Origin of the sequence: Cupriavidus basilensis (genome assembly GCF_008801925.2) — a bacterium.
Lineage (GTDB): Bacteria > Pseudomonadota > Gammaproteobacteria > Burkholderiales > Burkholderiaceae > Cupriavidus > Cupriavidus basilensis.
Genome location: NZ_CP062803.1, coordinates 1,875,459 through 1,898,732 on the forward strand (window position 1 = coordinate 1,875,459; position 23,274 = coordinate 1,898,732).

Annotated in this window: 17 protein-coding genes; 2 read left to right on the forward strand and 15 right to left on the reverse strand. The window is 62.1% G+C overall.

The features are described from left to right. Positions 1–380: 380 nt before the first annotated feature. The 14 genes from F7R26_RS08545 to F7R26_RS08610 form a co-directional block, all read right to left on the reverse strand. Positions 381–1,151: a hypothetical protein gene (locus tag F7R26_RS08545; protein ID WP_150985885.1), complete on the reverse strand. Its 771-nt coding sequence runs from the start codon at positions 1,149–1,151 to the stop codon at positions 381–383. Positions 1,152–1,635: 484 nt separating this feature from the next. Continuing rightward, entirely contained in the window at positions 1,636–2,124 is a 489-nt protein-coding gene (locus F7R26_RS08550) for a lysozyme inhibitor LprI family protein (protein WP_241754463.1), read from the reverse strand. A gap of 276 nt (positions 2,125–2,400) precedes the next feature. Beyond that, positions 2,401–4,401, reverse strand: a complete 2,001-nt coding sequence (locus F7R26_RS08555; RefSeq protein WP_170301861.1) for a two-partner secretion domain-containing protein — start codon at positions 4,399–4,401, stop codon at positions 2,401–2,403. Between the two features lie 367 nt (positions 4,402–4,768). Beyond that, positions 4,769–6,454 carry a ShlB/FhaC/HecB family hemolysin secretion/activation protein gene (locus F7R26_RS08560; protein ID WP_170301862.1) on the reverse strand — a complete coding sequence of 562 codons (1,686 nt, stop codon included), beginning with the start codon at positions 6,452–6,454 and terminating at the stop codon, positions 4,769–4,771. A 377-nt stretch (positions 6,455–6,831) separates the two neighbouring features. Then, positions 6,832–7,806 (reverse strand): fimbrial protein, encoded by a 975-nt coding sequence (locus F7R26_RS08565; protein WP_170301863.1) that lies wholly within the window; start codon positions 7,804–7,806, stop codon positions 6,832–6,834. A 255-nt stretch (positions 7,807–8,061) separates the two neighbouring features. Continuing rightward, entirely contained in the window at positions 8,062–8,409 is a 348-nt protein-coding gene (locus F7R26_RS08570) for a hypothetical protein (protein WP_150985889.1), read from the reverse strand. 76 nt (positions 8,410–8,485) lie between these two features. Next, entirely contained in the window at positions 8,486–9,520 is a 1,035-nt protein-coding gene (locus F7R26_RS08575; protein ID WP_150985890.1) for a fimbrial protein, read from the reverse strand. Positions 9,521–9,610: 90 nt separating this feature from the next. After that, a complete protein-coding gene (locus F7R26_RS08580) occupies positions 9,611–10,771 on the reverse strand; it encodes a fimbrial protein (RefSeq protein WP_150985891.1) in 1,161 nt (386 codons plus the stop codon). Positions 10,772–10,798: 27 nt separating this feature from the next. Next, entirely contained in the window at positions 10,799–11,905 is a 1,107-nt protein-coding gene (locus F7R26_RS08585) for a fimbrial protein (RefSeq protein WP_150985892.1), read from the reverse strand. 224 nt (positions 11,906–12,129) lie between these two features. Then, positions 12,130–14,754, reverse strand: a complete 2,625-nt coding sequence (locus F7R26_RS08590) for a fimbria/pilus outer membrane usher protein (RefSeq protein WP_150985893.1) — start codon at positions 14,752–14,754, stop codon at positions 12,130–12,132. A gap of 179 nt (positions 14,755–14,933) precedes the next feature. Beyond that, complete coding sequence (locus F7R26_RS08595; RefSeq protein ID WP_150985894.1) at positions 14,934–15,713, reverse strand: fimbrial biogenesis chaperone; 780 nt, start codon at positions 15,711–15,713, stop codon at positions 14,934–14,936. A gap of 113 nt (positions 15,714–15,826) precedes the next feature. Next, positions 15,827–16,378 carry a fimbrial protein gene (locus tag F7R26_RS08600; RefSeq protein WP_150985895.1) on the reverse strand — a complete coding sequence of 184 codons (552 nt, stop codon included), beginning with the start codon at positions 16,376–16,378 and terminating at the stop codon, positions 15,827–15,829. Between the two features lie 234 nt (positions 16,379–16,612). Further along, a complete protein-coding gene (locus F7R26_RS08605; protein ID WP_150985896.1) occupies positions 16,613–17,269 on the reverse strand; it encodes a response regulator in 657 nt (218 codons plus the stop codon). 631 nt (positions 17,270–17,900) lie between these two features. After that, positions 17,901–19,055 carry an EAL domain-containing response regulator gene (locus F7R26_RS08610; RefSeq protein WP_170301864.1) on the reverse strand — a complete coding sequence of 385 codons (1,155 nt, stop codon included), beginning with the start codon at positions 19,053–19,055 and terminating at the stop codon, positions 17,901–17,903. A 435-nt stretch (positions 19,056–19,490) separates the two neighbouring features. Here F7R26_RS08610 and F7R26_RS08615 point away from each other — a divergent pair, with 435 nt between their 5' ends. Beyond that, the gene (locus F7R26_RS08615) at positions 19,491–20,156 is read left to right on the forward strand and encodes a response regulator (RefSeq protein ID WP_150985898.1); all 666 of its coding nucleotides are present in this window, start codon (positions 19,491–19,493) and stop codon (positions 20,154–20,156) included. A 763-nt stretch (positions 20,157–20,919) separates the two neighbouring features. On the opposite strand, the gene F7R26_RS41700 is transcribed toward F7R26_RS08615, so the two are convergent. Further along, positions 20,920–21,126, reverse strand: coding sequence for a hypothetical protein (locus tag F7R26_RS41700; RefSeq protein WP_416351313.1), 207 nt, complete (start codon positions 21,124–21,126; stop codon positions 20,920–20,922). Positions 21,127–21,540: 414 nt separating this feature from the next. Between F7R26_RS41700 and F7R26_RS41705 the strand changes: the two genes are divergently transcribed. Further along, entirely contained in the window at positions 21,541–23,265 is a 1,725-nt protein-coding gene (locus F7R26_RS41705; protein WP_416351328.1) for a hybrid sensor histidine kinase/response regulator, read from the forward strand. Positions 23,266–23,274 lie beyond the last annotated feature (9 nt).

Here is a 23,274-nt window from a genome sequence, read left to right on the forward strand (position 1 = left end):
ACCCCAATACCAATTGCACCAGACCTGAATCGGCTAATGAAAATAATTACGCGCGTATGGACGCGTTGAAGGGGGCGCCTGGAGAGAGTTTGATCGGTCGGTCCATTCTAGATATGCATTCGCCAGATTTGAATCAGACAAGTACGAAAAGCATGGTGCTCAACGACACAGCGTGGTCTCCAGGCACGGGGCATTGCTTAAGCGAATCGAAATCGAAAACGAAATCGAAAGCAAAATCGAAGCGGACGCTTGGAAAAGCCGATGCCTGGATGCTGGCCGGGATGGACACGCGTTTCGCCTGGCGCGCGGCCAGTCTCTCCGCCACGGCGACCGGGATCGAGCCGATGAACTCGGCGCAACGCAAGTGGAAGGCCGCAGCCTTACTCGTCGATCAGCCGCGAGTGCTCATGCAACGTGATATGCGAGTCGGGCGGCAGATAGGCCACGGCGCTCGGGCGCGAGCTGGCATCGTACGCAGGCACGGCCAACCTGTAGCCGGCGCTATAGCCCGCGCTGTTGTTCGCGCTGTAGCTCGCGTTATTGTCCGCGCTATCGCCCGCGTCATAGGCTGCCGGCGCCCTGGCGCTGCGCGCGGCGGTTTGTCTGGCGGGAACCGGCTCGGCATACGAATGCCTGCGGGCTACGGCGTGCTCGACCGGCGCGGCGATAGGGCTGGTGGCTGCGCTGTTGGCGGTGCCGGTGGTTGCGTTTTCCGCCAGCAAAGGGACGGGGAGAGGCGCCGCAGGCGCGGGCGAGTCAACCGCGGCGGGCACGGCAGCCGCGGCTTCCGGCTGCTCGGCCACAGCGGCTTGCAGCCCGGCATCTGCTGCTGGCGATCGCGCAGACGAGGACTCGGGCATGGACACAGGCTTGAATGCGGGCAAGGGTGCAGCCAAGGGCGCGGGCGCGGGGCCCGTCAACGACGCCGCCAACAGCCACGCCGCCGCCGCGGCCATGCCGCAGCCCACCGTGCCGGTGGCCAGCCCGCGCAGCCGCGCGCGGCGCAACGCCAGCGCCTGGGTGGGGGCCGTGGCCGCAAGATGCACCTTGACGGCCTCGGCACGGTACGCAGCAAGCGTATCGCGTATATCGAAGCGCGTGCCCCATGGTGGCGGCACATCGAGTTGGGAAGGAATAACGGAATCAGACAAGGCTCACCTCTGCAGCGCAAAAGCGACGCAACACCGCCGGTCGATCCGGGCGAAGCTGGTCAAAGGGCAATATTAGCATCGCCGATATGCGCCGAAAATCGGACAAGTCTGATTCTGCGCAACCCCACACCCGGCGCTCGAATTCCGCGCGCTGTACCTCGAAGCGCGCGTGGACTTGGAATGTGGCAATGCTGGCGGGCTTGATCAATTCGTACTTATCCGATTGCACGCGCTATAAAAATCAGACTTATCCGATTTCCTGAACCGTGAAACCTCGTTAGACTTTTGTTTGTCGGCATACCCCTATGTGCCGATGATCGACCTTTGCAGAGTGGGTGACCCCCTCCAACCCGCAATCGCGCCCCAGGCTGTTATCCCCGTGGCAGCCTGGGTTTTTTTCCCGGCGTGACGAAGGGCGGCTATGTCAGTTCCGGTTTGCGGCATGGGAGCGCTGAAGCGGCAAAAGTGACCGTATCGTTCAAGCCTATTTGCGCGGCAAGTCAGACACCGCATCGCGTAGTTGTTCGGCACGTCTGTTGTTAAATTCCGAGACGCAAGCCAAACGCCTTATCTCATGCGCATTGCCAGCGCCACCGCCGCTTAGCGAAGCCGAGAATTCACATTGGCTATCACGGTACCTGGAAAACTCCCTGTTTGATGCGGCAAGCTTGGCCTTGGCCTGGCTGACGTACCTGCTTTCTTCGTCCCATCTGGACAGAGCGCTGACCGCTTCCTCCTCGATGTTCCGTAAAGCCTTCTGGCTATCTTGGGCATTCTTCGCCAGACAGTCCCGCATTCCCGCTTGAGAAAAGGCACTGCATTCTTCACGCAAGGCCCGCTCGCCAGGAACAGGCGCAGTGGAGGCCGCGAAAGTCATTGCTGGCAAGCAGGTCGCCAGCCCAAAACCGATCAGCATCATTGTGCGCATAAAGCAGTCTTCCCTTTGCGCTTCCCATTGCGCACCAGCGACCATGCGCAACCGAGCCTCTTGGCGTAGTTGGGGGCGCCGCCTCCGTTATATCGTTGCGCTATCCATGTCGTGGATATGCGTCGCCAGCTTGCGATGACACGTTGAAACGATGATTTCTGGTACTTCAACACTGCGGTGAACAATCAAGAGCAGGGGGCTTGCCAAGCGCTTTGGACACCTGCAAAAAATCAAGATGGCGGCGAAAGGCGGGCGCCGTCCCGGCGCCCGCCTTTCCTTCTCTCATCCGCGCCGCGTTATGCGACGGATGTCTTCAGCACGTCAGTACCAGCGCGTATTCCAGCTGATGGGCGTCGCTTGCCACCAGGGGTTGGCTGCGGGCGCCTGCACGGTCCAGGTCTGCTGCACGGGCCAGGCCTGCTGTACGGGCCAGACCTGCGCGGGCTTGGCTTGCTGCACGGGCTTGGCGGGCTCGATGGGCTTGGCTTGCTCGACCGGCTTGGTCGGCTCAACGGGCTTAGCCTGCTCCACCGGCTTGGTCGGCTCAACGGGCTTGGCCTGCTCCACCGGCTTGGTCGGCTCAACGGGCTTGGCTTGCTCAACCGGCTTGCTCGGCTCAACGGGCTTGGCCTGCTCGACCGGCTTGGTCGGCTCAACGGGCTTGGCCTGCTCCACCGGCTTGGACGGCTCCACGGGCTTGACCTGCGCCACCAGCGGGGCCTGCTCGATGGTCCCGGAGTTGGAGTAGATCATCGACTGCACCTTCACCTTGCCCTCTTTGGCGGACAAGCGGTCCACGTTGGTGAACGTGAGGCTGGAGAAGTCGAGGTTGCCGTGCTCGCTGGACAGCGTGCCTTCGTTCCTGGCGGTCGTTGTATTGACCGACAGATTCTGGCTCGCGGTGATCTTGCCGGAGTTCGTGAACGTCGTCGCCTTCACCTTGGTGGTGCCAGTCGCGCTGGCGAGCGTACCGTTGTTACTGGTGGCTACGGCATCCACGTTGAGGTTGCCGGCGTTGGAACGGATCACGCCATCGTTAGTCAGGGTGGCGGCCTTGACCGAAAGGTCCCGCTCCGATTCCATCGTGCCATCAGCGCCATTGGTCATGGTGGAAGTATCGGCCGTCAGCGTGCCGCTGGCCTTGATGGTCTTCGTGTTGCGCAGCGTGGCCGTGTTCAGCTTGATGTCACCGTCCGACGTGATGGTCCCGTCATTGATCAGCACCGCCGACTTGAACGAGACGCCGGATTTGCCGCTGATCGCGCCGGCATTGTCCACGCTGTTCGAACGGATATCGGTGGCGCCCGCAGCCAGCAGTTGCGCGCCGGCCCGTACGCTGATCTTGTCCTCGGTGGCCTTCTCGGCGACGACGAAGCCAGGGGCGACTTCGGTGCTGACGGTTTCGCCGCCAGCCTTGTCGTCGCTGGCCTTCCCACCGCCCTGATCCGCCGTGGTGATGACCAGGCCGGTCTTCTCGATCTTCAGGTCGCCGGTGAGCGCCTGCACCTTGCCTGCGATGTTTACGCCGGCGCCACCTTCGGTGCTGCGCAGCGAAATGGCGTTGGCGTACATGCCGCCGAGCGCGGCCACGTCGATCGCGTGCACGGGCACGTGATCGGTCCCCTTGGTTTGCTCGGCATCGATACGGTCGCCGTCATAGGCGATATCGTTGCGGCCCGCCACGGCGCGGATCAGGTCCTTGGCACGGACCGCCGCGTCGATCTTCATGGAACGCGACAGCAGGTCGACCTTGTCCACCGTGCTGGCATCGAACCCCCTGCCGGTGATGGCGATGTCGCCGCCGGCCACCGTGAAGCCGGACACGGAGCCGCCGCTGGTGAGCGTCGGCGTGCCCGTGGTCAGCGTGACGCGCGAAGCGTTCAGCACGCTGCCGCCATCGACGGAGATGCCGTTCGGGTTGGCGACGATCAGCGCGGCGCGCTGCCCGGCGATTTCCGTCGTGCCGTTGAGCATGGTGCGGGAATTGCCGACCACCTCGTTCAGGATGACGCCGGCGGCGCCATTGGCGAGCGCGGCATTGCCCGCGACATTGCCGCCGATCTGCGTGGCGGCGCCGTTGGCGCTGTTGTTGAGCACCAGGCCATTGGCGCCCACGTTGTAGTTCTGGAACTGGTTGTGCGATACGCCGGCGGCGTTCGGCGCGTTGATCTGCACGAGCGGCACGCCATTGGCGGTCGCGCCGATAGCCGGGCCGCCAGGCGCCGCGCTGATCTGCGCGGATGCCATGGAGGCGTGAAGCGCTGGGACGGCCAGCAACAGGGCGCTCAGCAAGGTGCTGCAGCGGGGCTGGCGGGCAATCATGGATGTCTTTTTCATCATTTGGACCATGGTAAGTAAAGTGAGAGACGGCAGGCCGCCGGCATAAGGAGATCCGTGCCGATTCGGGGGCGGGCATGCCGGGTCAGGGTGTTGGCGTTTGAGTGATGGCTGTGGTTGGCTTCCTCCTTCAGGTTGTGGATCAATGCGATTTCCGTTAATTCGGCTTTGGTGTGGGTACTGCATGCGGGCAGGAGTTGCCGGAGGCAAAACGCTGGTTTGCTCCCCTCTCCCATGAAGCGGGAGAGGGGAGCTACGGCGGCGCGGGATTCAGCCCAGCGGTGAATCGCCTCACACGACACACGACACGCGACTAACAACACACGACACCCGAACCCCGACGAACCCAATGTCAGAGCTTCATCGATAGCTGCACGGCCACCGTTACCCGCGCGGCCTCGAACCCGGCCGGCTTGGCCACCGGCATGCCGACCGACACGTCGTAGCCAACCTTGCCGTACTCGCCCCGCACCCCGAGCGCCGCGCCAACCAGCGTTCGCCCGGCGAGCTCGCGCGTCACGCTGCCACCCACGGCGCCTGCGTCGGCCGCGGCATAGGCTTCCTGTCCGGTGTTCCCGATCGCCACCGCGACTTCATTGCGCAGCACCCATCCGCTTTGTCCCACCAAAGTGCGCGAGCCATCGAAGCCGCGCACGCTGTACCGGCTGCCGATCGAAAGCATCTCGGTTGCTGGAATCGCATTCGGCGCCGCCTGCGCATTCATGCTGGCGCGATAGCCAAAGCGTTGCCGCCCGACGGAGAAGGGCGCGTCGACGCTCGCGTTGGCGCTGAGGATGCTGTAGCGGCCACTCCATTGCGTTCTGCCGCTCACATAGCCGCTGTTGGCCGACCACGCGGGAATGCTCCCGCGCACGCCTAGCCCGCCGGTGAACGTCATGCGGCGCGCGCGTTGATAGTGGGCGTAGCTGAGGGTGTAGCCGGTGATGTCGCGCGTCTGCACGCCGATCGGCCAATCGCTGAGCCGGACGTCGTCCGAGCGCCGCGACAGCTTGGCGCGCACCGTGCCCTTCATGGTGCCGGTACGGTAAGCCACGTGGCTGGCACCCACCTCGAACGTGCGCGTGCGGCCCGTGTAGGGCAGGTTGCCGGCGCTGGTGGCGATCGTCTGCAGGAAGTCATACTGGTTCGCACCCAGCCAGAAGGAGCCATAGCCATACGGCACCGTCCATTGCAGGCCCATCGCGCGCGATCCGACGCTACGGTTGCCGAAGTGCGCGTCATTGTTGTAGGTGGCGATGAGCTGGTCGTACAGTCCCAGGGGGGAATCCACCACCAGGACGCCGCCGAGCTGGTTCTTGCCGGTGGCGTCGATGCCGGAGTTGTCGGCGGTGACGATGGCCCGCCAGCGGCGCACCTCGGGCGCATGGTGAATGGCGAGATCGGTCTGGCCAAATTCCTTGCCCGGCTCCAGCACCATCCGTACCGATGCGTCGCCGGCCACGGTGCGGATGTTTTCCAGTGTCTGGTCGAGATCGCGCAGATTGAGCACGTCGCCTTCGGCCATCGGCATCGCCATCTGGCGGCGGCCCGGCGCGTCGCCGGTCTCGGCGATGCTGCCGATGCGCCCTGGCAAAAGCTCGATCTCCAGCTTGCCGGCGCGCAAGTCTTGCTGGCCGATCAGCACTTGCGTGGTGACGTAGCCGCGCTCGATGAGCAGGTAGCGCAGATGGTCGCGCAGGCGGGTGATGCCCTCGGACCCGATGCACACGTCCTGCACCTGCACGGCACGCACCAGCCATGCGAACGCCTCGGCGTTCTTCCACTCAAGGCGCGAGATAGCGAAGCACGGCGACTCGGCGGGAAAGACGAGTGTCGCGTGCGGGGACGCTTCGCTGCCCGACAGCACCGGCGCCGCGGGCGAGGCGCGCGTCAGCGCCTCGTCAACCTGCTGCGCCTGGCGGCGTGTCGTTTCTGTGGTCTCGGCGGCCGCATGCGGTGTCAGTGACTGTGCGGTGGCCGCGGGGGCCCGAAGCAGGAGCAGCGCCACTGCGCCGCCGATAATACGGATGGATTTCATGTTGCCCATGCTGCGCGCGTTGCCTGGAACACAAGCGCAGGTTTGTTGCAAAAACGCTAGCCCGTCAATGCCTGAGCCGCTTGATGGGCCAGGGTGGCAGTCGCTGTGTGTTGCGTTTGGTGTCTTGTGTCGCGCGTGCGTGTCGTGCATCGCGCGTCGCTGCTGTCGTTAGCGAAGTAACAGGATTCTGAGTGTGATTCTGAGTGTCTTGGGCAGGGAAGACAATCGGACAAGTTTGAAAATGCGGCGGAATTTGCAAGAAAACCCGGCGCGGCAGCCGATGCGGCACGGGCGGACTCGATCGCGCCTTCAAACAGCGGTATGCCCGTCGCCGCGACGGCATGCGGCGCGCGGCATGCGGAGTGGACAGTGCGCGTTTACTGGTAATCCACCAGCACGGACATCATGCCGGAAATCGTGCCGGGCGTGACTGTGGATTCGGTTTGAATGTAGCGCGCGTTCATCGGGATCGTGTACGAGCCGCCGGTCGAGCTGTTATAGGCGCTGAGCGGAAACGATTGATTGAACGTTGCGGGCGTGCCGTTCGTGCCAGTGATCTGGATCGCCACGCCCTTCGCCGTCGAGCCGCCGGCGACCGGCAGCGCGCCGGCGAGGGCGGGCAGCGGGCCTCCGATCGGGGTGAGCGTGTAACCGACGCGCGCGAAGCCGGGCGGGCAGTTGTTGAAGCGAAGGTCGAACCCCTTCGTGCCCGACTGGTCGCCGGTCGATCCCACGCCCTTGAACTTGTACAAGACCATGGAGGGCAGCGCGACGCTTTGATCCGGGGTCGAGCAGGTGCCGTTGACCAGCCTGACGGTGGCCGCCAGATTGATTGCGAGACCCCCGTTCCACGCATCGCAGGTCTTGCCGGGCAAGCACAACCAGTAATAGGCCGGGTCCCCGCCGTGCACGCCCGCGAGGCTGCCGGCCGACAACGGGCGGGCGTCGCGCAGCAGTTGCACTTCGAGTGGCGAATTGACGATGAGGAAGTTGCTACCGTTGCTGGAGAATTCGGTGACGGGTTGGCCGTTGACCAGCAGGCGAGTAGAGATGCCCGATACGTTGGTCGTGACTAGCGGTCCGGGTGCAGTGGTATACCCGCCATTCGGAAAAAGGGTCACCCTGGAAACCTGGCACGACGATGCCGCGCCGCAGAGTTGACTCAACGGAATCGTATAGCGACTGATGATGGTGCCTGTTGGCAAGCTGTTCGGCAGGTTAAGCGTCGATCCGAACGCAGTGACAGTGGTGAACGCGAGTGCTTTCGGCGAAATCGATGCGACAACGACAAGAACGATTGCCGGGATCAGTCGCGCAGCGAGACCGCGCAGGATTTGATGAAACGGTTGCATAGCAGAAATTTTCCTTTCCCCTTCCGTCAACGAGGGAAACTGTTGTGCTCCCATTTTTCGGATCATGCATGGCGTGGTCGGGACGCGGGGGCTTGATCTCGGATGCTATCGGGATTGCAGGCCATTTAAAATCGGACGAGTACTAAAACGCGTGCCGCCAACGTGAATACGCCGCGTCCTTGGCGTGTCGAGGGCAAGATGCTCCCGATCGATGACCCGCCGCGCCTGTCAGCCGGGCCCATGCGCGATCAACCGTCAGCGAGGCAGCGGGCCAGTGTGATTGAGCTGGCGATAGGCAAATTGCAGGCTCCAGGGCGCGTAGACGTAGTGCAGCGCTCGCCCCACCGCGGTGCCGGCGGCTTGCGGGCGGCCTCCATCGCGCACCCTGTCGCCCGACGCATTGCCCAACTCCAGCGTGACCAGGACCAACAGCGCCGCCTTGATGTCGGAGTAGCGGTCGCGTGGCAAAAGCCTGGCCACGATGTTCCGGGCCATGTCCTGCTTCTGCGGCGGCAGGCTTGCCAGGGATGCGGTAGCCAGCGCGCAGTATCCGCTGCCCTTCGAGGCAAGCTGCCATAGCTGCCATGTGTGCGAAGCGTGCATCTGAAAGTCCTTAAGTCGTTGTGAACCGGAAACCGGAAATCGGGAGGGCGCGGCAGCGTGCCCGCCTGCCGCGCGGTTACTGGTAGCTCATCGTGAACGTGGCGTAGCCTTTTGCCTCGCCGGGTGTCACGGTAGAGGCGGTCTGGATGTAGCGCGCCTTGAACGGGATCGTCACCGGCACATTGCCGAACTGCCCGATGAACCACTGGTTCGGATTGTTGCTCTGTGAGGAATCGGGGCCATAACTGACCAGGCTGTTATCGGTGCCGCGCAGCACCTGAATGCCGACGCCCGTTGCCTTGGCGTCACGCGACAGGGACAGCAGGTTGCTTCGGTTCGACCAGTTGGTGCCGTCCGTCATCGTGAAATACATCCGCGTGGACGTTCCTTGATTCCCCCCCGAGCACTGCAGCCGAATCTCGAACGGCTGCGCGTCGGTGGTCGTGCCAACGCCTTTGAACGCGCGGATCGGAATCTGGCCGAGCGGCACCGAGATGGACGGCGTCATCACCCTGCATGCGGGGACCTGCGGCCTGATGGGGAGCGAACCGTTGATGAAGACACGCCGGACGACGAAGCCGTGATCGACCGCGGTAGTCGTGCCGATTTCGCCAGACAGTGACCCGCCCGCCGTGATCGGGCCGGTCTTGACCAGTTCCACCTTGAAATCCCCGCCTCCCACGTAGTAGCCCGCCTCCTTTGCAACATGGGTCTGTTGCGGCCACCATCCGGTCCATCCTCCGTCAATGCGCACACCGATCCCGGAAACGCCGGTGGCATAAGTATTAAAGGCCCCTGGAGCCCCTTTTCCCTCGTATTTGACCGTGCCAATCAGGGATGTGCAGGTAAGGTCGCCACTGGGCCCGGTTGCCGTCCCCTTTTCGGAAAAGAGAACCGTGCCGTCTGGAACCGTGGGGTCAAACGAGGAGGGCGACCACGCGGGAAGCCTGACCTCGAGATACTCGACGGGTCCGACCCCCCTGGCGATGATCGAGCAGCTCGCCAGTGCCTCCGAAACAGGAAGGGCAAACGCTGCGGTGCAGCCAATTCCAAGTATTGCCCGGCGACACCGCACGGCACTTTCCTGAACAACGCGATGCTGTCGTGGCATCCTGATTCTCCTTATGACGTTTTGCTAACGGTCAGCCGGTAGGGCGGCCGGGCATGGCGTGAAGTGCGAGGCAATCGGCTGGCGCTACTGTTACGAAAACGTAATCGTGCTGAGCGCACTCACGGTACCCGGCTTGATCGTCTCTTCCGTCTTGATATAGCGCGCTTCGAAGGGCACCTTGATGACACTAGCGGATGTCCCGGATTTACCGACCAGCCACTGATTGGTATTGCCTTTGGCCGATGAATCCGGCCCAAAATTCAATGGACTGGTGGTGCCTTGCTTCATGATTTGAATACCCAGGCCAGATGCCGTCGAATTCTTTGCCAGGCTAAGGACATTGCCGGTATTCGCGGGATTGGTCGCATCCGTCAACGTTGCATAGACACTGAGGTTCGCATCGCATTGGAGCCCCAACGAAAACGGTGTCGATTTGGCGGCAGAGACATCGCCTACCGCTTTCAGGCTATACGTCACCAACTGCGGCATAACGACCGTGTTGGTCGCGCCGGACGTGATCTTGCATGTTCTTGCCGTAACGGCAATGCTCAATGCGGCCAGACTGGCCGCCTGCCTATTCGACACGACAGCTCCACCCAGCGTGGCGATGATGGTCAGGATGTTTTTAGCCGGGACACTATAGGTTCCCGTTTCGATAGCCCCCGTTACGACGAGAGTCACCCGGTGGTAGTAGCCCCAAGCGCCAGAGCCGGGGGGGCCGGGTGGAAGCACAGTTGGCCCAGCCCCAATAGGGTCATAAGGCGTGTTGGCATTTGCCGTTTCCAGTGCATAACCTATTCCGGGAATTCCGGTTTCAAATACAGCAGCGCTGCCCCTCTCGGCCTTAAACGTCGCACCCGGAACCACTTTCCCGAGCGGCGTTACGACGATTTCATCGAAATTGCAATCGCGGGTTCTGCTGACACTGTGAGAGGCGTATCCGGTAGTCGATGACGGAAACTGAATCCCCGAGGCCACCGAATCTCGAACAGTGCTGAGCGAGGGCGGAAGTTTTGCCTGTGCCTGACTGTTCGGTGTAGTGGTCGTACAATCAGCAAACGCTGATTCAGAAAAAAACATGACGCCCAGGATTAGAGCGCGCGAAGTCATTTTAAATAGCATAATAAGTCCCTTTACCAGCGGCTTGGCGGATCCACCATAGTTCCCAATACCATCCGAACATCGGAATACGCCATCGGGTGCATGTTTCCATCTCACCGTGCGGGCCGCCTGTTCGTCCGAAAAAACCATCGCATCTCTTTCAAAATCTGATTTGCACTACTGGTACGAGAACGTAATCGTGCTGCGCGCGCTGACCGAGCCAGGCTTGATGACCGGAAGGGTCTTCACATATTTGGCAACGATGGGAACGTTGAGGGTGCCGCCCGACGCCGACGTGCTGCCGACATACCACTGGTTGGTGTTTCCCTTCGCCGAGGAATCCGGGCCGAGCCCCAGCGCTGTCGTTTCGCCCGGCCGGAACATTTGAATGCCCACGCCGGTCGCGGTGGAATTGCCGGATAACGTCAGTGTATTGCTGGTATTGGCCGGATTCGATGCGTCCGTGAGTGTTGCGTGCAGCCCCACATTGGGATCGCAATTCACCGTGATGGAGAAGGATGCCGACGCATTCGACACCGCGCCGACCGACTTCAGGCTGTTTAATACCAGGGAGGGCAACGCGACAGCATTGGTCGCTCCGGATGTCACCTTGCATCCACGCGTCGTCACGTTGAGCGTTCCTGCACCCGCAAAAAATCCGTACCGAGTAGGAGTACTGGTGCCATTTCCAAATCTCGCCGTCATTGCTGATACCGCCCTTTTTGAAATGGTGTACCTTCCCGTGGCAAGGCGTCCTGTCACAACCAAGGTAACCCGATGCTGAACAGCTTGCCAACTCGAAGATCCGGAAAATATCTCCGTTTTCCCGGGCTTAGCCGGGTTCCATGGTCCGTTAGGTGATAGACTCCAGCCGAAGGCATAGCCAATTCCAGGCACCTCTGTTTCATAGACGGGATAAGTCTGACCGCCATCCGTATAAGTCACCCCGCTAACCACTTTCCCATACGGCTCGAGCGTTATACTCCTGATATAATTCTCTTCGCATTCAGAAGTATAGTTTAAATCGAAAACCCATACTGAACTAGACGCCGTCGATGGAAGGCGATTGCCTGGCAGGATATTGTCCGCCGAATCACTGAGGCTGGCTGGTAAACGTACAGTAAGTCCTTCATAGACGTTTTGATGACAGCCGTGCGCGGAGTTTGGCAGAAATGTCGCACCTAGCGTCAGGGTGCCAAGGCATGCCATAAAATACCGACGCGAGATCGATTTATTGATGCGGCTATTGATATGCTTTTTGATATAGCTGGTAAGAGTTTTCATCGCTGTTCCAACATGCTATGTTGTTTGTATTTCGCAACTGGTTTTTCAATTGCTAATTTAATTTTTTTGCGCTGCATCAAATGAAGATGCGGCCCAGCGAGGCCAATTCCACCAACTCATCAGGGTCAATATCGTATGTCTTTGAAGATTGATGGATCCCTAAGATCTCGCTGCGCGCGTAGCCCCCCACATCGCGCAGCGTCCTGCTCGTCCGAACCTCTTTGTTAGCGATTCGGCCGGTTCACAGCATAGGACGGCCTTTCTGCTCCGTCCGCGCATGCCGCGTCGATGCGCTGCAACGGCTGCAGCCCCTTCTCCTTCTTCCGCTCCGGCAGCTTGTAGGGGACATGGCACACCGCCGATTTGTCCTTGCCCCATTTGACGGTCAGCTCGCCCTGCGACTCCAGGCCGCGCGCGAAGATCTTGCCCATCTGGCCGACCGAGCCGACCTCTTTGCCTTGCTCGTTGAGCACGGTGGCGCCAAAGGGCAGCGGCGAGCCGTCCGGCCGCCGGGACCGGATCAGGGCGGAACGCCCGGACTCCGTGGCGAATTTCAGCAGCGGGACGGATCCCGCCAGCGGCGCCACGCGCTGGCTGGTCTCCTTGAGCTCGACATCGGTCGACAAGCCCTTCGGATCCAGCTCGATCATGTTCATATTGAACGGCGTGAGGTACGGCACGATGGCGTAGCCCCGGCTGTCCACCCGCACGCCCGACGCATTGGTCACGCGCGCACCGGCCGCTTCCGGCGCTTCGACGATCGCGAACGTCTCCGACAGCGGCTGCGACAGCGTGATCCCGCCGCTATGCGCGACCATGGCGCCGCGCGCCGACACGGAGGCCTGCTGGTAGTCCGCGCCGCCGCTGACACTGGCGCTGAGCTCGGCGACCGGCGCGCGATACATCACGTTGGCGCCGCCATTGGTCGTCGAGCTGCCGTCGCCGGACGCGTGGTTGGCGTTCAGGCCGTAGGAGAAATTGTTGTCCAGGCCGGCCGAACCGGAGAGCGACGATTGCAGCTGGGTTTTCCCGTTGCTGTCGTGCACCATGTTGCCCGACAGCGTCACGGGGGTCTTGCGGCCCAGCGGAATCGTCACGCCGACGTAGTACTGCGTGCTCATGCCGCCGCTCGGGCTGCGCTGGCGCGTTGCGGAAACGCTGTAGGAAATATTCTTGTAGGCATTGCTGTAGCCCACCGAATAATTCACGTCCGAACCGCTGCGGTTCCAGTACGTTGCCGTGGAAGCTGTCGCGCTGAGGTTGCCGCCGCGCTCGCCCAGGCGCTGGTTGAGCGTCAGCGATGCACGATTGCGCTGCCGCCATACCGTGTCGATCGAGTTGCCGCGTTCGGCCTGCTCGCGTGCGAGCATGGCGTCATTGAGGCCGAAGTACCCGGCTGTCGAATAGCGGTAAGCCGCAATCGAAACGTTGGTGCCGGTTTGCACCACGTTCTTCGCATAGCTCACCCGCACACTGGAGCCGTCGAACCGCTTCACGCCCGGGATCAAGGTGCGTGCCTGCGTGATGTCGGCGCCCATGGCGCCGAACGAGGTGTTCAGCACGCCGCCGCCCATCACGGACACGTAGCCTTCGGCCACGGTGATGCCGCCATAGCCGGTCAGCAGGTTGGTGAAGCCGCGCTGCCAGGTGGCCTGGGTGAAGAGGGGATTCTTCGAGCTTTGCTGGTTGCGCACCGTTCCCGCCACCACGCTGTAGCGGTTGGTGCCGGGGCGCAGCGACAGCGGCACGGCCGCATACGGCACGGAGAACGAATGCACGACGCCGTCCGCTTCCGTGACGGAAACGTTCAGGTCGCCGCCGTACCCGGTCGGGTAAAGATCGTCGATTTCGAACGCGCCCGGTGCCACCGTGGTTTCGTAAAGCTTGACGCCGTTCTGCGAAATCGTGACCTTTGCATTGCTCTTGGCCACGCCGCGCACCACCGGCGCGTAGCCGCGCATCGAATCCGGCAGCATCCGGTCGTCCGTGTAGACGCGCACCCCGCGGAACTGGGTGGAATCGAACAGCTCGCCCGAAGTATAGGATTCGCCGATGACGAGCTGCGACGACAGCGACGGCAGGCTCCGCTGCACATAGGTTGCAACGTTCTGGTACTTTTGCCGCCCTTTATCATCCCAGTTGTACGACCCGTCGTGCCGGAAATGCCAGGCCCCCAGGTTGAAACCCGTGTTCAGGCCGAGATATCCCTGTGTCTGGGTGCTGCTGCCCTGGTTCTTGGTGCTGTAGACGTTGAGGTTGTAGCCGAGCATCCCGACGGGGACGCCCTGATCCCATTGATCCGGGCTCACGTACCCGCGCGGGTTACGCACGAGCGAAACCTGCGGAATGCTGAGCGTGAGCCGTTGCTCGCTGAAATCGAAACTGCTGCTCGCGTCCGCAATGGCTTGCCCGAGACGAACGCAGGCACCGGGCTCGGCGAGCGAGACCTTCACATGGTGAGGCAGCTTGGCGAGATTGACACCGGCCTGCTTCAGCAGCGCTTCGCTGAAGCAGGGCTGGGCATCCGCCGTGCCGGGCACGGCCTTGAACGGCACGCTGGCGCGCCCGGCCCAGTTCTGCTCGACATAGAGGTCGACGCTGTACGTGCCAGGCTGGACCACGTTGGCGCGCTGGAACTTCGACAGGTCAACGGTGCCGGCGCTGTTGTTGAGAAAGCCGCCCTCGAACTCGACCTGCGCGACATGCAGCGGCTCCGGCGCCTCCGGTGTTCCGCCGTCCGCGTGCGCGTTGCTCTGCCAGCCGGCCAGGCTGGTCAGCAGCAATGCGCATATTGGCCGCAGCTGCGGCATGTGACCAATATCGGAATTCGGACGCTGAATCGGCGGCATACAAAACACTCCGGGAGTGAGACTTCAGGCGATCATGGATCGGACCACGACATCGAATCTGGGGTCCGATCTTGCCGCCCGACATGCGTACGTGGCGCACGGGCGCGCAACGCTGACTTTGATGAGAGATTTCTGTGCCCCAAGCAGTGGGGCGGGTGATGACGTGCCGACCGGCCAGGCTACTGCCGCAGGTCGGTGACGACGGGCATCTGGGTATTCTTGCTGCCGCCCCAATCGTCGATGCTGTTGAACTCGACGGTCGCTGGCGCGGTGGGCATCGATTCCAGCCCCTTGACCGGGAAGGTCTGCGACGCGCCGGGCAGCACATGGCCCATGCCGGCATCGAGTGTCGTCCCGCCCATCTTCAACTGGACGCTGCCAAGGCTGACGACATAAGGGGTCGGGTTGACGGTTTTCAGGACATAGTGGTGCTCGCCTGCGCCCCTGGTGAGCTGCCATTTGAGCTGGGCGGGGGCTTCCTCGGCTTTGCCGGGCAGGCCGGTCGGCCGGTACATCAGCTTGATCCGTGTGCGAAAGGCGACCTGGAGCAGGTTGCGCTCATCCTCGGCGCTCGGCTTCGGGGGAACGTCCAGCACGTTGAGCCAGAACAGCGTTTCCTTGTCAGTCGCCATCGGCTCGTTGGTATGGATCACACGCAGGGTCTGGCCTTTGCCCGGCTCGACCCGGAACATGGTCGGCATGAGCGTGAACGGCACGTCGATCTTGTCCGGCACTTCATTTTCATTGCCGTTGCCCTTGTCGATCCAGGCCTGAACCAGCGAAGGGAGCTTGCCATCGTTCGTGAGCTTGATGGTCATCTCGCGCTCTTCGGCGGGAAAGACCAGGCGGGTTCCTGACACCACGACCGTGGCATTGGCCGTTGTCGCAATCGATGCGGAAACAATCGATGCCGACGCAATCGCCATCGCGCTCAACAACTTCGGAATGCTGTGTCTCATCTTGACTGTCCTTTGAGTTATACCTCCTGTCGCAAGCCGCCGACCCGTTCAGGCCGGGCGGCTTGCAAAGCTGGTACGATCAATCCCCGGAAATCAGGGATCCGTCTTCGCGCTTAGGGATACATCAGGGTGTATTGCACGAACGAGTTCGCGGTACCCGCCGTTGCCACGCCAGTTGCCGTGTATTCGGCGGCGTAGGTCATCTTCGCGGCACCGCTGGTGGCATCGATGTCCACGATCTGCGAGTTCTGGTCGGCGCTGGCTGCACCCACCTTGATCGGCTTGAACTGATCGTTCAGCAGGGCGATTTCCACGTTGCCCGCGGCGTCGGCGCCTTGCAGCTTCAGACGGCCGGTGTCGGCGTTGACGCTCGTGCCGGGTTCGAAGGTAACCGAGACCTTGGTCGGTGCTTCCTTGGCGACGCTGCAGCCCGACAGCGCGAGGACGAACGGCGTACGGCCCGCGGTGGCGCCAGCCTTGGACAGCGCGCTGGTGCTCGCGCGCGGCAGCGCCACGGTCAGGTCGTTGGTGCCGGCGTTGATCTTGCAGGTGGAGGCGATCACGTTGCCGGTGAAGTTGATCGTGCCGTCGGCGGCTTGCGCCGAACCGGCTGCGGTCATCAGGCCAGCCGTTGCCAGGGTGATTGCCAGAATTTTCGTTTTCATTTTCAAGTTTCCTCTCGGAGGTTGTTAAAGGTAAGTTGCAATGGTTGCTTGAAATGCGTGGCCACTCAGCAATATCGCGAGCGAACGGCTTTGCATTCATGCAAGGGTCGAGGCTGCACACTCTTTCATGAGTGATTACCTCGGTACTGAGTGGCTCACAGCCGGTACTGTGGGCGACCCGGTATCAGGGGTGCCAGCCAGAAGATGGCGGGGTGCCGCTGCGAATGCAGTTCATCAATGCTGGCTATGACTTATGTCATTGCCATACTTGATGAGATCAACATTGCTCTTGATTCCGAGCTTTCGCATGGCGCTCATCTTTTGGCAGCTGATTGTCTGCTTGCCCTTCTTGAGAAGGACTGCGATTTCACCGACGGTCAAGCCCGATATATAGAGGCGCATTACCTCGGTTTCTCGGGCCGAGAGCGGTTGTGACCGATCGATGCTGGACTGCAAGCAAGCTAGCGCCAGGCGGACCCGTGGAGAAATGTATTCCCCGCCTGAAGCGCTGACATGAATGGCAGTGATTACCTCGGTTGCATCATCGTGCCGGCCCACGATGGCGGAGACGCCAAGGGCCAGAACAGACTTGATGATGGCGGGCTGCTTGTATCTGGTCAGTACAACAAGTTTCACGTTTGGGTGCAGCCGGCGGAGGCGGGATATATAAGACAGCCCATCGCCGGATTCTCCACCACGAATGGAGTAGTTGGTTACAACAACATCACAACTGATGTCGGACAAAGTGCTGAAGAGTTCAGCTGACGATTCACATGATGCCAGGACGTTTATCGTCGGAATTGAATTTAGTGCGCATTTCAAGCCATCCAGTATCAATGGAGTGTCGTCGGCTATCACCACGTTTATATTTAATCTACGCATATTAACCATGGCCCCTTTGTTTGCTGATTGTCTGGTTATCCCCTATAGCGATGGTGACGTGTGGAGTTGCAAGATGTGTATCTTCTACGATTCCTCGTCCCAGATACATAGGACATGTACGAAATTTTCAGGGCTTAATAGGACAAGTCCTAATTTTTACAATTGTTGACACTTTTCATCCCCCGGGTCACAGGCGGGAATTCCATCAGGTTTTCATCTGCGGCCCGGCATCTCCGGCGGCGTCAGGGCGCGCTGTGGCGCGGGTTTCGGGGTGGCAGCCAGTGTTGCGGGCGCTACATAGCAGCACGCAGGTGGCCGTCTTGCCGGGCTTGTGTTTGGCTGTGCCCAACGGGCTGGTGCTTGAGCGGGGCGCCAGGATGGCTGGCAGGGCGCCCGCGGCGAGGCGTTCAGGGCGGTTCATGAGGCAACACCTTGTTGTGGCCGATGCGAGCCGGGAGGCTGTCAGCAAGGGCGGGAGGGCGGGGAGCGCGGTTGCCTATCTGGAGGCAGCCAGGAAAAGGGCGAGGGCGGCGCCAGAGGAGAGGGCACGCCACGGGTCGCCACCCATCATCACGATCCGGTTCCAGGCCAAGGGCAAGACGACGATCGGTGGCGGCAGGCCACCGCGCCATGCGCCGGATCAGCTTGCGCGGAAGAAGCGTGGGATGGCGTCTTGCTGGATGGCGGGCGATATCAGGAAGCCTTGCGCCCTGTGGCAGCCAAGTTCCTGGAGCAGCCGCCGTTGGGCTTCGGTCTCCACGCCTTCCGCCACCACGGTCAGGCCCATCTTGCGCCCAAGCTGCACCACGCTTGACAGGGCGGCACGGAAGGCGTCGATCATGATGGCGTCCTTGACCATGGACCGGTCCAGCTTCAGCTCCGTGAAGGGCGTCGCCACCAGTCTGTAGAACGAACTGAAACCGCTGCTGAAATCATCCTGGGCCAGGCCAAAGCCGTGCATGCGCAAGCGGCATGCGCCAGCGTAGTAGTTGCTTTCCTGCGTTTCCATGGAGTCTTCGGTCAACTCGAAGCAGATGCGCCGTGGATCGCCCTTGGCCGCTGTTACCTGCGCATGCAACCGATCGGGAAGATCCGGGTCATCCAGCAGCCTGGTGGTGAGGTTCACGGAGACGGCAATATCGTGGCCGCGGGCCTTCCAGTCTTGCTGGGCGGCGAGCGTCTGCGCCAGCATGGTCTGCAGCAAACGGTCCTCAAGCCCCTCGCGCTCGATGGCGGGCAGGAAGGCGCCGGGCAGCAGGAGCCCGAATTCCGGGTGTTCCCAACGCACCAGTGCCTCCGCGGCATGGCCCAGGTCGTCGACCAGCGCGTACTTCGGCTGGAACCAGGCTTGCATTTCGCCGTTTTCCATGGCGGCGATCAGGGCGTCGCGGTGAAAATCCGGGGTGTTGCCGGGGCGGGCGGGACGGACACGCTTCACGCTCTCGCCATACGCGCCAAGCGCCGCATGCACGCCTTGCTGGGTGAGCGGCTTCGGCAGCGTTGCCATCACCGCGATGCCCCGCGACTCGGCGACCTTGCGGGCGCCCACCAGTATCGGCCGCGGCGCGGCGCTGGTGATGACCAGCGCCGGTGCGAACGCCGACGTAGGCAGGCTCTGGATGATCTGGATGCCGTCAACGCCGGCCACATTGAGGCCTGTGACAACCACGTCGAAAGGGCATTCGCCCAGGCGCTGCAAGGCTTTGGCTCCATCGGTGTAGCCTTCCACATGATGGTCGCCCTGACAGGCGAACATCTGCATCGTGGTCGAGAGATGCAGCGGAGTCTCTTCCACGATCAGGATGCGATGACGGCTCGCATTGCCCGGAACCGCGGGCTTATCGTGGGTGCGCGCGCCGCAACCATGAAATGGCGTGCCATGGCGTTGGGCTTGATGCAGAGCGAGGGTGCTGAGAGATCCTTTCATGCCAACAGGATAAAAGGATGGCAAGCATTACTAAATAGGACGAGTCTGATTCTGCAGGTCAGAGTGAAAGAAATCGACGCGCCAGCCATGCCCGGCTGGCAAGTGCGGGGGCAAAGGCACGGATCGTATACCATGGATATGGTCTACTTCGCACTTATAGGCGGGAAAGTGACCGAAGAGTATCATTGCGGCCTGGGTTGAAACCCTAGGCGCCGTGTGTACCAAGAACGGTACGTGGCGACGTTGCGCTGTTTGCCATTCGTACCATGGGGTCTTGTGCAATTTTCTACAAGCGTGGGCTTGATGGATGACTTTCATTTGCGTGTCATGGTGGCGGACGATCACCCAGTCACGTTGCTTGGCATTGCCCATTCGCTGCAGGGGGCCGGCGGCATCGAGGTAACCGGCACAGCCTCGAATTCCACGGAACTGGTCGATGCGCTCGGCAAGCAGCCGTGCGACGTGCTGGTGCTCGACTATGTCATGCCGGACGGCAAGTACGGCGACGGACAGGCACTCATCTCGATGATCTTGCGGCGGTACCCCGAGGTGCGCATCGTGACCATCACCATGGTGGACGATCCCGCGGTGCTGCGCGCCATCCAGACGCTTGGCGTGACCTGCATACTGAGCAAGTCCGATGCCATGGCGCATATCGTCACCGCCGTGCATGCCGCCTATACCGGTGGGCAATACGTGTCGCCCACCGTGGCGTCCTTGCTCGAAGACCAGGAGGACCCGGGCGCCACGCGCAAGCTGAGTGCCCGGGAGGCGGAAATCGTGAGATTGTTCCGGGCGGGCTACAAGGTGGGCGAGATTGCCGCCCAGCTGCATCGTAGCAAGCAGACCATCAGCGCGCAGAAGGTTGCGGCAATGAAAAAGCTCGGGGTCACGCGCGACGCGGACCTGATCCGCTACAGCGGCAACGAGACGCAGCCGGAGCCGGAAGACGGCCAAGAGCAAGCGTGACGCCGGGCTGTGCGCCTGATAGATCCAACAGAAGCAGAATGATGTCAACGCCGCCGTGAAACTGAAGCCCCTTGTCAGGCACCGCATTTCCCGCGGCCGCCGCGACTTCAATCCAGAGTTGATGAAGCGGTATCAGCTCACCCTGCTGTACGGCGGTGGTGCCGCGCTATCGGCTTTCATCCTGCTGTGCTCAGTGCTGGCCGTGTGGATGGCGGCCAGTGACTACAATGCGGCCGCGCGCGCGGGCTTTCTGACACAGGAATCCAGGCTCCTGGTCAGCATGACGGGGGCCAGCGCGGTGCTCAAGCGGGGCACGGGCTATGCGGAAGGGGTGTGGGACCGCCAGGCGCTGCCGTCGCCCGCCTTGCGTGAACAGTACCTTTCCAATCATGGCCAGTTGGGGATCATTCAGGATTCGGGCCGCCGGGTCTATGCCGTGGCCACCGAGGTCAGCGATGCCCGGCCCGCCGCGAGCTTCTTGCCGCTTCTGGCAATGGTGGAGAAGCAACTCAAATCCAGTATCGTGCTGACGCGCACGCCCGAGCTTTCCGCCAACACCTATTTCTTGTCAGTACAGGGGGATTTCCTGGCCACGCTGCTCCGGTCGGGAAGCGGCTACGCGGTACCGGTGTCCCGCCTGCCCGATGCGCTCCGATTGTTCAAGGAGGCCTGGCCAGACGTCGTCAGCCTCACGCAGGCCGCGCAGGAGCATCCCGAAGCCACGCCGGCGGACGTGATCTGGATGGCGCCGCAATTTGATCCGCTATCGGGTGAACTGGTGGTCCGCTTCGCACAGTTCCTGTTCGACAGCGACAGGAAGCCGCTCGCCGTCGTCGTTGCCAACAGGCGTCCAGGCCGGTTCCTGAATGGCCTGCAGAATCCGGTCGATGGGGGCGAGTTCGCCATTCTCGACGGGCACGGCAAGGTGTTGTTGACGCCTGACGCCGAGCGCAGCGACTTCATCAACCATGTGGCTGCCATGCATACCGACGCGGCGCGGCCGGGCGTGCAACAGGCCTTCAGGGACGGCGTCTTCAAGATCAGTGAGCGCCTGCCAGGGACGGACTGGACCCTCGTTTATGCTTACACGCCTTACACCATCCTGGCCGGCCTGAAGTATCGCCTGCTGACGATCAGCGCCCTTGCCTTGGTGGGATGGTTGGCGTTGTGGGTCCGCATTGTCATCTACCGCCGCAAGATCCTCATTCCGGGCTACCAGCGCGCAATGCGCCTGAAGGAGAGCCAGAAGCTAAACCGGGCGCTGATCCATACCGCACCGGTGGGCCTTAGCCTGCTTGCGCAGGCCGATGGCCGTGTGATCGTGGGCAACAACGTGATGGCGCGGTATGCCGAGCAGGTTGGCGCGCCGCCGCTGAACCAGCGCATGTGGGAGCTCTACCGGCGCGCGTCGGAGGCGCGTCCGGGCCGCCCGGACAGGAACCGGCCGTTGATCGGCCAGGAGCTGACCCTTGGGACGGACACGCAAGCCTTGACGCATCTGCTGGTGAACTTCACCCATGTCAAGTATCGCGGGGAAGCGGCGCTGCTTTGCGCGTTGCACGACATCAGCGCGCAGAAGAAGACGGAGCAAAAGCTCAGGGAGGCGCGCCAGGCGGCGGACCAGGCCAACAAGGCCAAGTCCACGTTCCTTGCCATCATGAGCCACGAGATCCGTACGCCGCTGAATGCGATGATCGGCTGCCTGGAGCTGATGGGGCGCGCGCCATTGTCTGCCGGCCAGCGGCGAAGGCTGGAGATTGTCGAGTCGTCGTCCGCTTCGCTGCTTCGCATCATCAATGACGTGCTGGATGTGTCCAAGGTGGAAGCGGGGCAGCTGACATTCGAATCCATTCCTTTGCGTTGCGACCAGCTGCTGCAGAATGTGCGCGACACGTTTGCACCGCTTGCGGAGGCCAAGGGCCTGGCGCTGGCTTGTGAAATCTCGCCCGGTGTCGCCGGCTACTTTCTTGGCGATCCGACCCGGATCCGGCAGGTGATTGCCAACCTGGTCAGCAACGCGATCAAGTTCACGGAATCCGGCCAGGTGGTAGTGCGCGCCGCCTTTGTGCAGGACAACGAGACATCTGTCGTGCAGTTCGAGATTGCGGACACCGGTATCGGGATAGATTCAGCTGTCGTGCCAACCCTGTTCGCGCTCTACACGCAGGCTGACAGTTCCATCCATCGACGTTACGGTGGCACTGGCCTCGGGCTGCCGCTATGCCAGCGCATCGTGGAGGCAGCGCAAGGCCATATTTCGGTCAGCTCCACGCCGGGGCGGGGCAGCACCTTTACGGTCAGGTGGCCATTGCAACGCACGGAGGCGCCTCCCCAAGTCGCACAGGCCGGGAGAGCGGCGGCAGCCAAGGCGTCGGACGCCGCCAGCGCGGTGGAGTCCGGTAATGGCGAGCCGCCCATCCAGGTGCTTGTCGCGGAAGACCACCCCGCAACCCGTGCCATGCTGGCCGACCAGCTAGAGCAACTCGGCATTGACGCGACGATTGTCGAGGATGGCGGGAAGGCATTGGAGGCGCTTGCTCAAAGGCAATACGACATCGTGCTGACGGACATCGGTATGCCGGTGATGGATGGCTATGCCTTGGCATCGGCCATCCGGCAGCAATATCCAGGCTTGCCCATCGTCGCGATGAGCGCGCACAGCACGCCGGAACAGGCGCAGCGCAGCTTGGAATCGTCCATTTCCACGGTGCTGGTCAAGCCCTTGCCGCTCGCGGTGCTGGGGCGCGTTCTGCGCTCGCATGCTGGCCGAAGCGCGCCAAAGGAATCCGATAGCGGCAAGACATTGCCCGAGTTGCCGGAATTGCCGGAATTGCCGATTACCCCGCAGATCTGTGAGGCGATGCACTCCGCCACGCGGCAGACCATGGCGGCCATGACCGATGCCTTGCGGGCGGGCAACGCCGACGCCGTACTCAATGCACTGCACTCGCTGAGCGGAGGCTTCGCACTGGTGGGAAATGCGACCCTGGCGGAACTATGCATCGGCCTGCAGCAGTTGGTCAGGAGCGAGGGGCTCGAGAGCTTCCAGGGGCTATGGCCGGCGTTCCAGCAGGAAATCGAGGATGCGCTGGGGGAGTTGAAGGCCTGAAGGCGGTCA